The sequence below is a fragment of the Sphingomonas sp. genome (genome assembly GCF_035910975.1).
Classification (GTDB): domain Bacteria; phylum Pseudomonadota; class Alphaproteobacteria; order Sphingomonadales; family Sphingomonadaceae; genus Sphingomonas.
The window spans coordinates 1-1,311 of sequence record NZ_JAMHWM010000011.1 but is presented as its reverse complement, the minus strand read 5'-3'; the positions used below and the strand labels follow the sequence as shown (position 1 = coordinate 1,311).

At 69.4% G+C, this 1,311-nt stretch carries 1 protein-coding gene and 1 pseudogene; both read right to left on the bottom strand.

Going from position 1 to position 1,311, the window contains the following annotated elements:
- A partial coding sequence (locus tag VYI76_RS02620) for an SDR family NAD(P)-dependent oxidoreductase (protein ID WP_326523220.1) occupies positions 1-761 on the bottom strand: 761 nt, incomplete at its 3' end.
- A 68-nt stretch (positions 762-829) separates the two neighbouring features.
- Positions 830-1,311, bottom strand: a pseudogene (locus tag VYI76_RS02615) (hypothetical protein); the annotation flags it as partial.

The following is a 1,311-nucleotide window of genomic DNA, read 5'->3' as shown; positions in this document are numbered from 1 at the left end:
TCGTCGCTGGCGAGGAAGGCCACGGCATGGGCGACGTCCCAGGCGTCGCCCATCCGACCCATCGGCACGCTGGCGTGGCGCGCGGCGATCAGGCTCGCGGCATCGGCGGCGCCGAGCTGGGCCGCGAGGCGGTTCTCGACAAGCGGCGTGTGCATGACGCCGGGAACAACCGTGTTCACGCGAATGCCCTTCCGGACATAGGCGATGGCCGTGGAGCGGCCGAAAGCCATGACGCCGGCCTTGGACGCGGCATAGGCCGCGCTCACCCGGCCGCCGACCTGGAAGCTCACGCAGCCGATGCTGGAGAGGTTGACGATGGCGCCGCCTCGGCCGGTGGCCTCGAACTGGCGTTCCATCACCGGCAGGATGTGCTTGCAGCCGAGGAAGGCGGTCTTGAGGTTCAGGTCCATCTGGCGCTGCCAGAGCTCCTCGGACATGCTGACCGGATCGCCCGGCGCGCTGCCGCCGATGTTGTTGACGAGCACGTCGATCCGCCCGAAGCGCGCGAGGCAATCCGCGACGGCCGTCTCCATCTCCGCGTTGCTCGTCGCGTCGCAGACGCGCCCCACCCAGCGCGCAATGTTGCCCTCGTCGCGCATCGCGGTGGCGGTGCCGGCGAGGGCGCTCTCCGCGACGTCGATGCCGTAGACCGCCGCGCCCTGCCGGGCGAGCAGCACGGCGGTCGCCTTGCCGTTGCCCCAGCCCTCGCCCACGGACCCCGCGCCCGCGACGAACGCGACCTTGCCGCTGAAATCGAGCATTCACCCTGCCATCCTTCTTGTTGTCGCGCGGACCGGCCGGCGTCGGCCGGTTCGCCTTTCGCGTCCGGTCAGTCGACGAGGCCGAGCTCGCGGCCCTTGATGCCGAGCGCTACATACTGCGAATAGATGCGGGCGTGAGCGAAGCCGCCGCCGGCGAACCACAGGCCCCGCTGCGGCGTCGCGACGAACATGTTGGCGATCTCGCCGTTCGCGGCGATGCCCCAGATCCGCCCGACCTTGTCGGCGATCGCGTCGCCGAGCATCTGGCGGACCACCGTCTCCTGGCTCTCATAGCCGGTCGCGGTGACGATCAGATGGGCCTCCTCGACGGTACCGTCCTTCATCAGCAGGCCGTTCTCGACGAAGTGGTAAGTGTCCTCGTGCTGGAGAAGGCCGACCTCGCCGCTGACGATAAGCTCAGAGCAGCCGCAGTTGAGGTAGTAGCCGCCGTGTCGCCGGCGGAACTTCATCTGGTGGCCGGTGTTGTCCTCGCCCCAGTCGAGCTTGAAGCCGCGCGCGGCGAGCCCGTCGAGAAGCTCCTTGTCGACGG